This is a genomic window from Aeromonas molluscorum (genome assembly GCF_051376105.1).
GTDB lineage: Bacteria > Pseudomonadota > Gammaproteobacteria > Enterobacterales > Aeromonadaceae > Aeromonas > Aeromonas molluscorum.
The window spans coordinates 1,366,697-1,379,983 of record NZ_JBPQCY010000002.1 but is presented as its reverse complement, the minus strand read 5'-3'; the positions used below and the strand labels follow the sequence as shown (position 1 = coordinate 1,379,983).

The 13,287-nt window shown below is 59.1% G+C and carries 17 protein-coding genes; 4 read left to right on the top strand and 13 right to left on the bottom strand.

Annotation, left to right across the window (positions count from 1 at the left end; translation table 11 throughout):
• Nucleotides 1–35: 35 nt before the first annotated feature.
• From ACSMDR_RS16990 to ACSMDR_RS16950, 9 genes are all read right to left on the bottom strand, one after another.
• A complete protein-coding gene (locus tag ACSMDR_RS16990) occupies nt 36–278 on the bottom strand; it encodes a hypothetical protein (protein WP_436468999.1) in 243 nt (80 codons plus the stop codon).
• Nucleotides 279–405: 127 nt separating this feature from the next.
• A complete protein-coding gene (locus ACSMDR_RS16985) occupies nt 406–573 on the bottom strand; it encodes a hypothetical protein (protein WP_436468998.1) in 168 nt (55 codons plus the stop codon).
• An 824-nt stretch (nt 574–1,397) separates the two neighbouring features.
• Nucleotides 1,398–2,024 (bottom strand): hypothetical protein, encoded by a 627-nt coding sequence (locus ACSMDR_RS16980; RefSeq protein ID WP_436468997.1) that lies wholly within the window; start codon nt 2,022–2,024, stop codon nt 1,398–1,400.
• Between the two features lie 10 nt (nt 2,025–2,034).
• The gene (locus tag ACSMDR_RS16975) at nt 2,035–2,994 is read right to left on the bottom strand and encodes a P2 family phage major capsid protein (RefSeq protein ID WP_436468996.1); all 960 of its coding nucleotides are present in this window, start codon (nt 2,992–2,994) and stop codon (nt 2,035–2,037) included.
• Nucleotides 2,995–3,006: 12 nt separating this feature from the next.
• A complete protein-coding gene (locus tag ACSMDR_RS16970) occupies nt 3,007–3,633 on the bottom strand; it encodes a GPO family capsid scaffolding protein (RefSeq protein ID WP_436468995.1) in 627 nt (208 codons plus the stop codon).
• Nucleotides 3,630–3,893, bottom strand: a complete 264-nt coding sequence (locus ACSMDR_RS16965) for an ogr/Delta-like zinc finger family protein (protein WP_404972791.1) — start codon at nt 3,891–3,893, stop codon at nt 3,630–3,632. The genes ACSMDR_RS16970 and ACSMDR_RS16965 overlap by 4 nt, the downstream gene beginning before the upstream one ends.
• A 47-nt stretch (nt 3,894–3,940) precedes the next feature.
• Entirely contained in the window at nt 3,941–4,141 is a 201-nt protein-coding gene (locus ACSMDR_RS16960) for a hypothetical protein (protein ID WP_436468994.1), read from the bottom strand.
• Nucleotides 4,141–4,380 carry a hypothetical protein gene (locus ACSMDR_RS16955; protein WP_436468993.1) on the bottom strand — a complete coding sequence of 80 codons (240 nt, stop codon included), beginning with the start codon at nt 4,378–4,380 and terminating at the stop codon, nt 4,141–4,143. The genes ACSMDR_RS16960 and ACSMDR_RS16955 overlap by 1 nt, the downstream gene beginning before the upstream one ends.
• Nucleotides 4,377–4,700 (bottom strand): Cox family DNA-binding protein, encoded by a 324-nt coding sequence (locus ACSMDR_RS16950; RefSeq protein WP_436468992.1) that lies wholly within the window; start codon nt 4,698–4,700, stop codon nt 4,377–4,379. The genes ACSMDR_RS16955 and ACSMDR_RS16950 overlap by 4 nt, the downstream gene beginning before the upstream one ends.
• A 107-nt stretch (nt 4,701–4,807) precedes the next feature.
• Between ACSMDR_RS16950 and ACSMDR_RS16945 the strand changes: the two genes are divergently transcribed.
• From ACSMDR_RS16945 to ACSMDR_RS16935, 3 genes are all read left to right on the top strand, one after another.
• Nucleotides 4,808–5,107 carry a helix-turn-helix domain-containing protein gene (locus ACSMDR_RS16945; protein ID WP_259269352.1) on the top strand — a complete coding sequence of 100 codons (300 nt, stop codon included), beginning with the start codon at nt 4,808–4,810 and terminating at the stop codon, nt 5,105–5,107.
• 66 nt (nt 5,108–5,173) lie between these two features.
• Nucleotides 5,174–6,157 (top strand): phage integrase, encoded by a 984-nt coding sequence (locus tag ACSMDR_RS16940; protein WP_436468991.1) that lies wholly within the window; start codon nt 5,174–5,176, stop codon nt 6,155–6,157.
• A 191-nt stretch (nt 6,158–6,348) separates the two neighbouring features.
• On the top strand, nt 6,349–6,924 hold the full coding sequence (locus ACSMDR_RS16935; RefSeq protein WP_436468990.1) for an LON peptidase substrate-binding domain-containing protein: 576 nt from the start codon (nt 6,349–6,351) through the stop codon (nt 6,922–6,924).
• 492 nt (nt 6,925–7,416) lie between these two features.
• Here the strand turns inward: ACSMDR_RS16935 and ACSMDR_RS16930 are convergent, their stop codons facing one another.
• Nucleotides 7,417–9,504 carry a PAS domain-containing sensor histidine kinase gene (locus ACSMDR_RS16930; RefSeq protein ID WP_436468989.1) on the bottom strand — a complete coding sequence of 696 codons (2,088 nt, stop codon included), beginning with the start codon at nt 9,502–9,504 and terminating at the stop codon, nt 7,417–7,419.
• The gene (locus ACSMDR_RS16925) at nt 9,501–10,685 is read right to left on the bottom strand and encodes an FIST signal transduction protein (protein WP_436469345.1); all 1,185 of its coding nucleotides are present in this window, start codon (nt 10,683–10,685) and stop codon (nt 9,501–9,503) included. The genes ACSMDR_RS16930 and ACSMDR_RS16925 overlap by 4 nt, the downstream gene beginning before the upstream one ends.
• Nucleotides 10,686–10,917: 232 nt before the next feature.
• On the opposite strand from ACSMDR_RS16925, the gene ACSMDR_RS16920 reads away from it, so the two are divergent.
• Nucleotides 10,918–11,826, top strand: a complete 909-nt coding sequence (locus ACSMDR_RS16920; protein ID WP_005894470.1) for a gluconeogenesis factor YvcK family protein — start codon at nt 10,918–10,920, stop codon at nt 11,824–11,826.
• Between the two features lie 16 nt (nt 11,827–11,842).
• Here the strand turns inward: ACSMDR_RS16920 and ACSMDR_RS16915 are convergent, their stop codons facing one another.
• Together ACSMDR_RS16915 and ACSMDR_RS16910 are read right to left on the bottom strand one after the other, a co-directional pair.
• Entirely contained in the window at nt 11,843–12,190 is a 348-nt protein-coding gene (locus ACSMDR_RS16915; RefSeq protein ID WP_005894472.1) for an Hpt domain-containing protein, read from the bottom strand.
• Nucleotides 12,191–12,473: 283 nt separating this feature from the next.
• A complete protein-coding gene (locus ACSMDR_RS16910) occupies nt 12,474–13,235 on the bottom strand; it encodes a Nif3-like dinuclear metal center hexameric protein (protein ID WP_436468988.1) in 762 nt (253 codons plus the stop codon).
• Between the last annotated feature and the right edge of the window lie 52 nt (nt 13,236–13,287).

The window sequence follows — 13,287 nt, the reverse complement described above, 5'->3', positions numbered from 1 at the left end:
GGCAGCAATGAAGGTATTGCGGGCCTCAGGTGCCTTTAAAGCGGGGCAGGGTGGGCAGGAAGCCCCAGGGTTTGAGCGGTTGGCCACAGACGCGCCAGAGGTAGGTCGCGGGAACGGTGCTGACGGCCATTCGCGGCGGCATCCAGCAGGCGCTGGACGCGCTCCACGTAGTTCATGGCCAGCCGTTCGCGGTGCTCTTTGCGCTGCAAGAGCTCCAACGGCTCGGCAGGTCGGCTTGCACCTGCCGGAACACTTTCCACCCGGTCGGATAACCACATATTGGCATCCTTGCAGGCTCCCTTTCGATGGCCGGCACTCGGCGCACACAGTAGCCGGTGAACAGCTCGCCGATAAGCTCGTCGGGGAGTTGTACTGACCCACCCCTACCGCGTTTGACGGAGAACATCAGCAGGTGAGCGCCCAATCAAGGTCATAGGCGCTTGGGGGGCCGATGAAGTAGGAGCGAATGACCTCCTCACTGGCTGGGGTGTTGTGGCTGCGCTGGTGAAGGGGCTTGCTGGCTTCGTCGAGCGGGTAGAACGGCAGGCGGTGCAAGCGCAGGATGTGGGTCATCTGGAACCCGTGCCCGCAAGGTGGCGGCGTTGGGCTGACGGCGGGGATGGCCTTGGTGCTGGCACGCTGCGTCAAGGCGTGTTGTGCGTCATCACCTGGCTGGGGGGCTGGCGCGTGGCGCAAGGTCGCGCGAACCGCCCGGCACCGGCGCAAGATGGCCCGGCACTCTGCCTTGATATGCACGCCTCTGGTTCTGCGCAGGATACGAAAGCCGACCAAGCGAGACTGCAAACTCTTCAGGGCGTTCAACTGCGAAACCACGATGCATATCCGCATCAGGCGAGCATGTGCATGGCGCAAGGTGGTGCAGGCCTGCCTGCACTGGAGCAGCAGCACCGGCACCTGGGCTTTGTCACGTAGCCCGCTGACTCGTCGCCGGATACGCAACACGGCAAGGCGTGTTGCAGGGAATAGAGGCGTTGATGGTCGTGGCGTAGGGACTCACCCCAGAATGCGGACAAACGAGTCCCTCCGCTTGCTGGGCGGCATTGAATTTGATACTGTTCATGGGTCTTCTCTATCTGCTCGGATGGATGGACGCTGAGGGGAACCGGTCAGGGTTCCCTTCTTCATTTCTGGTGTTCTGCCTCTACTTCTCTCTCCTTTCCCTTATTTGCCTCTCCCCGTCCGGCCATTTGTCCGGCACGGTCGGCTTTGCTACTCTGCGCCCGCTCGCTCTGTTGTGATAAGCGTGTGGGCACTGAGGGGAGCCGTTATCGGCTCCCCTCTTCCGTACTCGCTTTGCTCTTGGCGCAAGATGTAGCGCTTGCCTGGACTGTCTCACAGCACGAGCAAGTCGCTTGCCCGTGGGCGGGTGAGGGGGCTCAGTGCATCGCGAGCGGCGGGGACGTGTCCCCATCCAGCTCGACTTGCTCATCGACCATGGCCCCCTTGAGGGCGCGGGCCAGCTCGTTTTGAGCCCAGCGCAGCGCCCCCTCGTTGCCCATGATGCTGGCCTTGGCATGGGTCAAGGCCGCCAGTGGCGCCAGCTGCTTACCCAGCGCATTGAGGGTGCCGGGCATCACCTTGTGGTCGAGGTAGCTTTCATAACTTCCGGCAACCATGCTCACGGCGCTATTGAGGGCCACCTGGGTGCGTTGGAGTGGGATAGCCAGCCGCTTCTCTTGCCGCTCGGACAGGCGCTGCGCCTCGTTGGCATCCTCCACCAGTTCACACAGCTCCCGGTACTCCCGGGCCAGCTCCAGCGACACCGCGCCGCCAAGCAGTTGGTTAATGCGCCCTTGGCGCAGTTCCTCTAGCCGAGCCTTGGCGGGCGGAATGCGCTCTTGCAGCACCTTGCGTTGGGCGCGCAAGGTCATCACCTCGCTATCGAGTTCATTGAGACAGGCCAGCTCGCTGTGAAATTGGGCGATGTACTCATCCAGACGCTGAACACGGGGGGATGCGGTGGCAGTGGCGGCAGGTACAACGTGCAGAGTGGGTTGTTGCATGAGGATTTCCTTACTTGGCGAGGGTGATGGCATCAAAAGCGGCGTAGGCGGTCGGGACGCCCAAGGCGTAGGACTGGACACGGTTGTAACGAATGCTCCAACTGGCGAGGTCGTCAATGTTCCCCGCGCTCAGGCGGTGGCTGTGATTGAGAGTGAGCACTTGCAGGTTCTCGACCAGGGTCACGGCCAGATAGGTGCTGGCCATGTGCTGATGCGAGATATAGGAGAGGTCGGCAATCTTCATGCGCTGCTGCTTGTCGCGCACTTGACCGGGAGCGAGGTGCGCTTGCTGGTGCGCTCGCAACAGGTCGCCACCGACCATCACCACCAAGCGCGGGTCGTTGCGGCACTCTTCCGGCAGCTTTGCAATCAGCGCATACACCATGGCATCCAGGTCGGCGTAATGGCCGTTGCCGCTGGTGTCGAACGTCACAGCATCGCGCAGCACCCGCGCCCCCTCGGGGTCAGCCGCCTTAGCCAAGGCAGGCCAGCCCACCATCACATCTTCCCCATTAGGGTTGGCAGCGGGGTCTGTGTTAGTGGCCGCTGACTCCCCCCGAAAGCCAATCCGTATCAGGTCATCCCCAAAGGCGGCCAAGGCCAAATCTTCGAGCAGGTTGTTAGCTTGGCGCTGGTCGAGCCCAGCCAGCATTTGGGCCAGCTGCTGCCACGTCCAGATGGCAGTGCTGTCCAGCTCCTCGTATGTGTGTTCGCGCTTGCCCGGTTGCGCCGGGACAAGGAAACGCCCTTGCGCCTTACGGCCACTGCGCAGCCCTGGCTTAAGGGGGTCAAAGCGAGGCGAGGTGGCATCGTCCACCCCCACAATAGAGACCATCCACAGAAACGGAACGGCCTGCACCAGCGCGGCATTCAGGGCAAGGCTGCCCAACGTGTCGAGATTGCCAAAGCTGGGTTGCGGTGCAGCGATAAAGCTCATGCGCATGTCATGCAGCAGGTCAGAGAGGCTCATCAAGCGGGTTCCTTAGTAGATGTTGTGGGCAGGGGCATCACGGTCGTCAGTGGTGCGGGCAGGCTGCGGGCCGGGGCGGTGTGGCGTGAAGCGCTCCAGCGTTTGGCTAAGCTGGGTCAGCCCGTCAGACAGAGCATTGAGCTTGCTAAACATCTGCTCAGGTTTTGATACCCGGAAGGCGGGGTTGAGGGGCGCTTGCTTGGTTGGCGCAGAAGTGGGTACCAACAAGGGGCGCGCAGGTGCCCGGGCGCTGAACTGCAACTGGGTCAACCCTGTCAGCATCGGCTGGTCAGTGACGGTGACCCCGGACAGATACCATTTACCTGTGCCCGCAAAATTCTCACTGGCCTCTATGGTACAAAAGGCATGGGTGCCGCTGATGTTGAGGTCAATCAGCTCAAGGGTCGGGCACAGCACCGCCAGCAATGTGAGCTGGCCGCCCTGCTCTTGCACCTTCACCGCGTCCACATGCCCGAGCGGGCGAGCGCGCACCCCTTCTGCCCATAAGTTGGCCACGTAAAAGTTCGGGTCATACGTCTCGGCCATCTGGCGCAAACTCTCGGCATTCACTTCGCGTCCATCCAGCGTCGGCCCCGCGCTGGCGATACATATCCAGCCTGTTTTTACCTGACTGCTCATACTGCCCTCCGCAGTGTCACCGTGGGTTTTTCCCGCTCTTGCGCGGCCAGTACATCCAGCTGCTTTTGCCGCTCGTTGACGCTCTCACACAGCGAACCGTGCGCAGATGGCGATAAGCCCCGCGCCAAGCTCATGGCCATGTCAGTCGCTCGTTTTGCCGAGGGGCTCAATGTGTGGCTATATGCCAGCGTGGACACCCAACAGTGACCGCACTCGGCATCCGTGCATTGGCAATAGAGGTTGGCGACCCCCGCAGTCATGCGGTTGGTCTTGGTGATGCGGCCAAGCTGGCCACACTCGTTGCACATTACTCGCATAGGTTCCCCCGAAGTGGATTGACGGGTTGGGGCAGACGCTGCCACAGAGCCCCCCATGCCAAAGCATCGGGGCGCTCAACAGCGGCAAGGTAGTCAGGCAGATGAATGAAGCGCTGGCAGGCAGACCCTGCCAACTTGCGACGTTGCAGCCGCAGGTTGCGCAAGGCGCAGGGGATGGATAACATGATCATCAAATCAAGCCCTCATAAGCTGATTTGGAAACCCCGCTTGGTGTTACAGCACCGTTAAGCGGGGTTTTTCTTTTCCCGTCATTCAGGGTGCGCAGTGCAGCCAGCTTGCGGCCCAGTTGCTGGGCCTTACGAGTTGCGTCTGCCGCCTGTTCGCGCTGCTTTGCCTGCTCTACCGTCTCACGCAGCAGCAGAGCCCCAGCCATATTCAAAGCGCCTTGCATTGACCATTTTTGGCTCATAGCGGGCTCCTCAGTCCCAGCCAGGACAACCAGCCATCCCTGATCTCACGGGGGCGACTCTCAAAGGCGAGCTTCATGCCCTTATTCCAGGCAGGCAGATAAATCCAATACTCTGCGGGAGCGGTAGGATTCAGGGGGTTACGCATTGGCACCACGGGCACCTTGCCCTTCTCAATCATTCCCCGTACCGCGCCCTTGGTCTTGCCTATCATCTTGGCGAACACTTCAATCGGCACGGCATCGGACGTATTGATGATGGGTTCGAGCACGAGCGAAACCCTCGGATCTGCATCCACTTGGTTTGGGGTTGCTGCTGCCATCTGATATTCTCCTTTGTTAGCTATCAATGGGCCATAGTTGGCGATAGTGATTCACAATGGAGTAATAATTACTCCGATTGGGTAAATTCTTTATCTAAGGGGAGATTATGTCAATAGAAACTGCTGAAAAATTGAAGCTGATGAGGGAGTCAGAGCGACTAAATAGAAGGCAACTATCTGAATTAACAGAGATTCCTTATAGCTCTTTATCGAGTTACGAGGGGGGAACAAAGGAGATCAGCATGAAAGCGGTTAAAAAGCTCTTTTCTCTCCCTCAGTTCAGCAAATACATGATGTGGTTCTTAACAGACAAGATTGCACCTGAAGCCGGGCAGATAGCGCCGGTTCTCGCACACTTTGGGCAAGGAAACGAGGACTCATCCCACTCCGCCCAGAAAATTGGTTAACCCTGCATGAGGCGCTTTGTGCCGCAATAGAATCATCATGTTTGGGATACATTGGAGAGCTTCGCTATGTCGATTAAGAAGCTCGATGATGGTCGTTATGAAGTGGACGTTAGACCGCAGGGGCGTTATGGAAAACGTATCCGGCGGAAGTTTGATAGAAAACACGAAGCCACCGCTTTTGAGCGGTATGTGCTGGCGAACCAGCATGACAAAGCCTGGGTAGAGAAACCAAAAGACGCTCGCCCGCTGAGTGAGCTGATCCAACTCTGGTGGCTCTACAATGGGCAGAATATGAAATGGGGCACACCAACACTCAAAGCTTTGCAACTGGTGGATCGGGGCATGGGTAATCCATACGCCTGCCAGATTGATAACCATATGCTGACAGTGTTTAGGTCGCAGTCTCTTAGCCAAGGGATAAAAGCATCCACCATAAACAGACGCCTTATGTCACTCAGTGGCATGTTCAGTTTTCTGATTGATGCAGGCATGTATCACGCACCCCATCCGCTAAAGGGATGCAAGAAACTCAAAGCACTGCCCACAGCCATGAGCTTTTTATCGCAGGCTGAGATCAAAGCTCTGCTAGAGAGGCTGGACGGGGACAATCGAAATGTGGCCGTATTGTGTTTGAGCACAGGGGCTCGCTGGAGTGAAGCCACTGAGCTGATGGCTGAGCACGTCATTAATCGGCGAGTGATGTTTGTCGCAACCAAGAATGGCAAAACACGGGCAGTACCCATTTCAGCTGAGGTATCAATGCAAATGGTTGATGGTAAGTCTGGGAAGCTGTTTCCAAATGCGGACTACTTGGAGATGCGGCAGGTGCTGCGAGAGGTGAAACCTGATTTGCCTCATGGCCAAGCCTCCCATGTATTGCGCCACACTTTCGCCACGCACTTCATGGCGAATGGAGGCAATATCATCACGCTCCAACGAGTGTTAGGGCATAGCACTATTCAGCAAACTATGGCCTATGCGCATTTTGCGCCGGACTATTTGCAAGATGCGATCAACTTTAACCCGTTGCGCGGTGAGGCAGGGATCTGATGACCACATAGTGTCCACGCTAAGGCTAATTTCGTAGGTTAGAGATCAGCCAGAGTAAACGATAAGCTGTTGATTCCCCATGTAGACAGACCTACATGGGGATGAAATCACCACCCCAGGGTGGCTTTTTTCATGGTCTGGCACGGTCGCTGCATTACTCCCTCCAAGCATGAATCAACGGAGGAAGGAACATGAATAACACCACACTGGCACTGTTCCCTTTACCGTCCCACATACTGCCGGGCGGCAAGCTGCCACTGCGACTGTTCGAGCCGCGCCACCTGCAGATGCTCAAAGAGTCGTTCGAACAAGACAAGGGCTTTGGCATCGTCATGGAGGAGTCCACTCCAGCGGGCACCGCCGGGCGCATATTACCGGTTGGCACTCGGGTCAAGGTCACCGACTTCTACACCCTCAATGACGGTCTGCTCGGAGTCACTGTGCTCGGCCTGGATCGCTTCTGCATCCACAGCATGACGACAGACGAGCTGGGATTGCGCCGTGCCGAGGTAGAGCCGCTACCCAACTGGCCCAGCATCCACTCCGACTTCAGTGACGATCTGCTGGCCAACCGACTGCGGGAAGTGTTCGATCAATACCCCGAGCTCGATGAACTCTACCCGGACAAACAGTTCGAGGATGCCACCTGGCTGTGTCAGCGCTGGCTGGAAATACTGCCGATGCCCATCTATGAGAAGCAGATGCTGATTGCCAAGCAGAGCAGCGAAGCAGCACGCCAATTTCTGCGGCGGCTGATCGCCCGCTGACCTCACCAGCGTCGGTGAGCTCGGATGCCACTCTGGCGGTGAAGGGGGATCTAGGCCAATGACTCTGGCATGGCGCTGACCGGATCATTCAGAAGAAGGTAAGCCGCAAGAAGGCAGGGTAAATACTTTGGATTGACATCCCGGCCCCTTGCCAAATCGTTGCAAAATGCGAAAAATATCAATATGCAAAATCACAACTCGCAATTTGCAAAAAAATGTATTCATTAGACACCAACCCTCTCCCACATTGGCCGAAATAAGTGGCTTGAAGAGAATTGAAAAGTTGGCACGTATCTTTCATATAGTTTTATACAACCCGATTTATCCCGTGCTCTCTTCAGTATTTGCTGAAGAAATGGTCAACTAACTAGTTGACCATTTTTTTTACCTGTGTTTTCTCGACTCACCTCGGTTGAGGCTCACAAAACCATCACCAGCATGCCCAGAACATCTCAGGAACTTTGACCGCTCACCATGACAGGGCCATGACACTCAGCAGTGCCGCACCAGGCAATCGCGCAGCCGCGCCAGACTAATGGGCTTGGCTAGAAAGTCCGTCATGCCCCCATCCAGACAACGGGCCCTGTCTTCGGCCATGGCATTGGCGGTCAATGCCACTATCGGCATCTGATAACCAAGCTCGCGCAGCAACCGGGTCGCCTCCAATCCGTCCATCTGCGGCATGCGCATGTCCATCAGGATGAGATCCGGCGCCTGCTCGGCCACCTGGGAGATCGCCTCCAGGCCATTGCCTGCGAGACGCACCCGGCTCACCAGCTTTTGCAACATGAGCGAGACCACGAGCTGATTGACCGGGCTGTCTTCGACCACCAGCACATCCAGAGGGCGCAATGTCAGCTTAGGCGGACTGGCGCGCGCCTCACTCTCGCAGGGCAAGCTGAGCCCCGGCAGACTGAACCAGAAGCGGCTCCCTTCGCCGAGCTGGCTAGCCAGACAGAGCTCCCCCCCCATCAAGGTGACCAGTCGCTTGCTGATGCTCAACCCGAGTCCGGTTCCCGCGCAGTGACGAGTGGCCGAGCTGTCGACCTGGGTAAAGGGTTCAAACAGGCGCGCCTGATCCCCTTCACTGATGCCGATGCCACTGTCTTGCACCTCGATGCACAGCCGTTGCCCATCCCAACCCACCCTGAGTACGACCCGGCCCCGCTCGGTAAACTTGACCGCATTGCCAAGCAGGTTGTTGACTATCTGGGACAGCCGTACCGGATCCCCGAACAGCGCGTCGGGCACGGCATCCTCCAGCTCGCAGTACAAGGTGAGCCCCTTGCCGCTCGCCATGGCGTGCAGCGGTTCCATGATGGCCTGGCAGAGGCTTCGGGGGGAGAAGCGCTCGCAGTGAAGCTCCAGGCTGTGGGCCTCAATTTTGGAAAAGTCGAGCACGTCATCGATGATGGTCTGCAGCAGTCTGGCCGAGTGGGCCGCATGACCCAGCAGAGATTGCTGGGCAGGCGCCAGGGCCTCGTGTTGCAAGAGATCCAGCATGCCCATCACGGCATTCATGGGGGAGCGGATCTCGTGGGTCATCATGGCCAGGAACTGGGACTTGGCACGATTGGCGGCTTCGGCCTGATCCCGGGCCTGGGCCAGTTGCTGCTCTCGGTGGATCTGGGGACCAATGTCGCGAGCCGTCCCGCTGTAACCGCTGAACCTCCCTTGCTGATCGAAGCTGGGCTCGGCGCTCACCTCCATCCAGCGCACTATGCCTCCTGTTTTGATGCGTACCCGCTCCGCCCGAATGGTCTGGCGCCCCTCCACCAGATGACGGAACTTCTCCCAGGGCTCCCCTTCTCGCTCATGGGCAACCTCATAGAGGCTGCGTCCCGTCTCCATGGCCATGACACCGCCCTGATAGCCGGGGGCCGAGACATAGCTGAGCCTGTGATCGGCATCCGTCTCCCAGAACCAATCCGAGGCCATGGCGGCAAAGCGGCGAAACCGGAGCTCGCTCGCCTGCAACTCCCGGGTTTTGAGCGCCACCTGCTGCTGCAACCGGGCCCGGTAAGCAATATTGACCAGCGCCTGGGAAATGAGTGGTCGGCAGCGTGCCAGCACCGCCTTGCTTTGCAGATCCAGTCCCCCTCGGACCGAGTGGCGACACAGCAATATCCCGACAAAACCGGGGGCATGCAGACCGGTCAGCATCAGGCTGGCCCAGCCGGCCTTGCCAGCCACGGCTGCAAACTCGGGCAGTTGGCCCGGGTCATAGATGACGAGGGTCTCCCCCGCCAAGGCGCGCGCGAACAGGGGGGAGCTGTGCCAGCCCCGGCCGCACTCGCCGGGCTCTGTGCTGAGATGGGTGATCCCCGTGCCCTGATCCCAGGCCAGGACATCCGCCTGCTCGAAACCGATAAAAGGTTGCAGGCTGCGGATCAGGCTGTCGAGTACCTGATCCAGAGTGCGGGCCTCGGCCAGGGTACCTAATCCGGCCAACAGGGTCTGCGACTCCTGACGATATTGCTCCTCGCGCGCGCGACAGTGCACCAGCTCCATCAAGGTGGCCTGCAGCTTGTCGTTCAGGGCTTCCAGCTCCTGGTTATCGGCACTTGGAACAGGGGTCATGCGGATTCTCCCAGCAGTATCACGGCGGAAACCATCAGATTGCCGTGAGCCAGCTCGCCATAAGGCAAGCGTCCCTGCTCGCCGAAAGTAAAGGGGGTAATAAAGGGGATGGCACCGAGCTGCGTCTCAAACAGGCTGCCAAATTCCTGGATACGCTCACCGAGAGCCAGTCGGCAACCTGCGCAGAAGATGAGCAGGGCACCGAAGGGACGCACCTCGCGGCAGCGGCCATAGGCAGGCTCTATGTGACCCGCCGCCAGACTACGGGCGAGGAGCCCCTCTTCGCTGCCATACATGAGCGTCAATCGCTCCCCCAGTTCGATATCGGTAAACAACCTCAACCCACCACGGGCCGTCACCGCCTCCGGGTGGGAGAGCTTGTAGTAAGGCACCCCATCCAGGGTGCCTCGCTGACGCGCCAGTGGCGCCAAGGTACTCTCCTTGAGGATAGGGCCGACCGGCAGGGCATTGAGCCCGCGCCACCGGGCATAGACCTGGGCCGCTGGCACGCCATCCAGGGTCAGCACCTCGCGCCCCGCCTTGGCCGTCACCACCCCATGATGGGCGGTGGCAAGGTAGCCGGAGTGAAACTGGAACGCCAGCTCGCAGTCCGGATAGAGCAAGGCCAGTACGACGCCCTGATCGCCCTCCCCCTCTTGCCAGCAGATCTGCCAGTCGCCACTCACCCGATCGTCGGCAGCCGAGCCCCCCACCACTGGGACCTGGCTGCCAAATTCGGCCTCGATGGTCGCCAGTACGGCTTCCTCCTGACCTGGGCTGGCATGCAGCAATATCATGGCTGGCAACTCGCCTGGGCGCGCCGCCTGGGCCATGGCGCCATGCAGCAGGGTACGCATCTCAATCTGCTCACCGAGCGCCCCGGCAACACCATAGCTACCCCGTTCATCGAACAGGGCCGCCACCGCCAGCCCCCAGCCCTCTGCGCTGTGATAACCGGACTGGGTCTGTACGCCATGGCAAGAGCTGCACCCTATGAGGCGCGTGTTGGGATAACGGATCGTCAGCTGAGCACGCAAGATGGCGGCATCGTGGGCCTGGGTGAAGTAGACAAGCAGCAAGGCCGGCTCACCCCGCAGGGTCGTCAGACGCTCGCACACCTCGCGACAAGCGAGCACAGAGCAGGCGGCAAGGGAGTGAGCCGTCAGAAAGTCCACTGCTATCTCCTGTTAAATCTCATTGAGCTATGACCCTTGGGAACACCCGGGATACAGGCCCATTTTTGCATCGTCCCAGACATCACGGAGAGGGCCAAGAAAATCAGGTGCAGCAATCAAGCAAAAGTCATACCCTTTGCGAAAAATTCCGCTGTTGCCGAAAAATCGGCGCAGGGACAAACAACAACATGAGGCCCATGACTACACTGGGCCATCATGAGTCAGCACGGGGATCTGTATGTGGCAGAAAAATATCAATGACTTCCAACATGTTGTCGCCATCGGCGGTGGCCACGGCCTGGGCCGGGTGCTCTCCTCCCTCTCCTTCCTCGGCGAGCGCCTGACTGGCATAGTAACCACCACGGACGATGGCGGCTCCACCGGGCGGCTGCGTCAGGGTCAGGAGTGCATCGCCTGGGGCGATCTGCGCAACTGCCTCAATCAGCTGGTCACCGAACCCAGCATCGGCAGCATGCTCTTCGAGTACCGCTTTGCTGGCCGGGGCGAGCTGGCCGGTCACAACCTCGGCAACCTGATGCTGCTGGCGCTGGATAACCTGTCGGTACGCCCTCTCGATGCGATTCGTCTCATCAGCAACATGCTGAAGATTGAGAGCAAGCTGTTGCCCATGTCGGAGTTTCCCACCGATCTCAGCGCCCGCACCGCCTGTGGCAACCAGATCCTCGGCGAGGTCTCCATCGACCAGCTGGACACTCCGCCCCTCTCCCTCGCCCTCAGCCCCAAGGTGGCGGCAACCCGGGAGGCGGTGCGAGCCATTGACGAGGCCGAGATGATAGTGCTCGGGCCAGGCAGCTTTCTCACCTCCATCATGCCCCCCCTGCTACTGGCCGAGATTGCCCAGGCCATCAGCCAGAGCCGTGCAAAATTGGTCTTTATCACCAATCTGGTGGCGGAGAAGGGGCCGGCTGGCCAGATGGATCTATTGACCCAATGGCGCTGGCTCGAACAGCACATTGGCACGGGACGAGTCGATGCCATCATAGGCCCGGAGGGCCACTACCCGGCTGAGCTGGATGGTCTACTGATGACAGCCCTGCTGGGTGAGGAGGGCCTGCCCCATCGCCATGACAGGGCCAGGCTCAAAGCGGCCCTGGACAGGGCAATTCACTGGCGAAAGCGTCACTGATCCCTGACCCGCAGATTCAGGATGATGGCTGGCAGTAGTGGTTCAACTGATTGAATACCTGGGGCAGGGATTGTTGCAACTGACTGATGAGCAGACCGCTCTCGGCGCTATCCTGACGCTGGCAGGCCAGCTCCAGGGCAACCACTTGCTGCTGACTGAGCCTGGCACCATAACTGGCGCAGGAAGATTTGAGGCTGTGGGCCAGTCGTCCCAGCGCCCGCCACTCAGCCTGCTCATAAAGAGGGGGCAGCTGGGCAAGCTGCTCTCCTACCTCTTCGATAAAGACCCCGATCACCACCGGCATCATCTCTTCACCAATGTCTTCGGCCAACTGGGCCAAAACCGCCTGATCCAACAGTGTCATCTTGCCTCCTGCAAATGGGTATCCAAATAGAACATAGATCAGCGATGGCGAACAGGGGAGTCAAATCATCCCCAGGCATCCGGCGCTGGGGGATCGAAAAAATGTGATCTGGCTCCATTATTGTGAAGCCGCCCACCCCGTACCACCGCAATGGCTTGCAACAAAATTAACATTGAAGCAACAATGCGACCCATGAGAACGAGCTTGGCTCAATAACACCTCATCCCTTTTTGCCTGTATGGCTGCTGCGAAGAACCAGGGTAGATTTCTACCCTGGTATTTTTTATACCGGGTTGTCGATATCGACAAAGATCACCTCGAGCCCGTGCTCAGCAGCCAACCACTCCCCCAGCGCCTTGACCCCGTATCTCTCGGTCGCATGATGGCCTGCGGCGAAAAAGTGCATGCCCATCTCCCGAGCCGTGTGTATGGTCTGCTCCGATGCCTCCCCCGAGATGAACGCATCTATGCCTTGCTCTGCGGCGAGATTGATATAGCTCTGTCCCCCGCCGGTACACCAGGCCACGGTTTCGATGAGGGCAGGCCCGCTTTCGCCGCAATGCAGCGCAGGACGGCCCAGCCGTTCGCCGAGACGAGTGGCCAACGCCTGACCACTCAGGGGCTCATCAAACTTGCCGACCATGGCCACACTCTTCTTGTCCCAAGGCTCCAAACCACGACGCACCTTGATGCCAAGCAACTTGGCCAGCTGGGCATTGTTACCAAGCTCCGGATGGACATCCAGTGGCAGATGATAGGCAAACAGATTGATGTCATGGGTGAGCAGCGTCTTGAGGCGGCGTTGCTTCATGCCGGTGACGACCTCGGATTCCCCCTTCCAGAAGTAGCCATGGTGTACCAGTATGGCGTCAGCGCCCTCGGCCACGGCGGCGTCGAGCAACGCCTGGCTGGCGGTGACCCCGGTGACTATCTTGTGGATCTCGTCGCGTCCTTCGACTTGCAGGCCATTGGGACAGTAATCCTTGATGGCATGGGGCTCGAGCAGCTGATTGAGTATATTGGTGAGTTTTTGACGGCGGATCATAGGCCCCTCTGTGCCCGGGTGGGCGAGATGACAAAGGGCCATGATAATCGAG

Coding starts and splice junctions, on each gene's coding strand:
- ACSMDR_RS16990 (WP_436468999.1), bottom strand. CDS start 278: ATGTGGTTATCCGACCGGGTGGAAAGTGTTCCGGCAGGTGCAAGCCGA.
- ACSMDR_RS16985 (WP_436468998.1), bottom strand. CDS start 573: ATGACCCACATCCTGCGCTTGCACCGCCTGCCGTTCTACCCGCTCGAC.
- ACSMDR_RS16980 (WP_436468997.1), bottom strand. CDS start 2,024: ATGCAACAACCCACTCTGCACGTTGTACCTGCCGCCACTGCCACCGCA.
- ACSMDR_RS16975 (WP_436468996.1), bottom strand. CDS start 2,994: ATGAGCCTCTCTGACCTGCTGCATGACATGCGCATGAGCTTTATCGCT.
- ACSMDR_RS16970 (WP_436468995.1), bottom strand. CDS start 3,633: ATGAGCAGTCAGGTAAAAACAGGCTGGATATGTATCGCCAGCGCGGGG.
- ACSMDR_RS16965 (WP_404972791.1), bottom strand. CDS start 3,893: ATGACTGCGGGGGTCGCCAACCTCTATTGCCAATGCACGGATGCCGAG.
- ACSMDR_RS16960 (WP_436468994.1), bottom strand. CDS start 4,141: ATGATCATGTTATCCATCCCCTGCGCCTTGCGCAACCTGCGGCTGCAA.
- ACSMDR_RS16955 (WP_436468993.1), bottom strand. CDS start 4,380: ATGAGCCAAAAATGGTCAATGCAAGGCGCTTTGAATATGGCTGGGGCT.
- ACSMDR_RS16950 (WP_436468992.1), bottom strand. CDS start 4,700: ATGGCAGCAGCAACCCCAAACCAAGTGGATGCAGATCCGAGGGTTTCG.
- ACSMDR_RS16945 (WP_259269352.1), top strand. CDS start 4,808: ATGTCAATAGAAACTGCTGAAAAATTGAAGCTGATGAGGGAGTCAGAG.
- ACSMDR_RS16940 (WP_436468991.1), top strand. CDS start 5,174: ATGTCGATTAAGAAGCTCGATGATGGTCGTTATGAAGTGGACGTTAGA.
- ACSMDR_RS16935 (WP_436468990.1), top strand. CDS start 6,349: ATGAATAACACCACACTGGCACTGTTCCCTTTACCGTCCCACATACTG.
- ACSMDR_RS16930 (WP_436468989.1), bottom strand. CDS start 9,504: ATGACCCCTGTTCCAAGTGCCGATAACCAGGAGCTGGAAGCCCTGAAC.
- ACSMDR_RS16920 (WP_005894470.1), top strand. CDS start 10,918: ATGTGGCAGAAAAATATCAATGACTTCCAACATGTTGTCGCCATCGGC.
- ACSMDR_RS16915 (WP_005894472.1), bottom strand. CDS start 12,190: ATGACACTGTTGGATCAGGCGGTTTTGGCCCAGTTGGCCGAAGACATT.
- ACSMDR_RS16910 (WP_436468988.1), bottom strand. CDS start 13,235: ATGATCCGCCGTCAAAAACTCACCAATATACTCAATCAGCTGCTCGAG.